At 46.2% G+C, this 260-nt stretch carries 1 protein-coding gene; it reads right to left on the bottom strand.

What is annotated here, in order from left to right; all coding sequences use genetic code 11:
• A partial coding sequence (locus Q0954_RS34785; protein ID WP_299466893.1) for a DnaB-like helicase C-terminal domain-containing protein occupies positions 1 to 239 on the bottom strand: 239 nt, incomplete at its 3' end.
• Positions 240 to 260: the final 21 nt, after the last annotated feature.

Below are 260 nucleotides of genomic sequence, written 5' to 3'. Positions count from 1 at the left end.
TAGTCAATGATTACACACTCTACCTGATGGCTAAACACCAGCCGTCGTACTTTTGCTTTGAATTGAAGCAGGGATAGCTGTGGGGTGTCATCAATAAAGAGGTTAGGTTTCTGGATGAGCTTTTCTGCCTGCCTTACCTTCGGTACCTCTTCCTGGAACAGCGCTCTGTTTTTGATTCTTTTAGACGCAATGCCTGAACACATGGCAAGTAGCCTGTAACCCAGCTCTCTTGCGCTCATTTCAAGTGAAAAGAAGGCCAC

It is taken from the genome of uncultured Microscilla sp. (genome assembly GCF_947493425.1).
Classification (GTDB): Bacteria; Bacteroidota; Bacteroidia; order Cytophagales; family Microscillaceae; genus Microscilla.
Note: the sequence above shows the minus strand (reverse complement) of the source record. Positions and strands in the feature narration are given on the sequence as shown.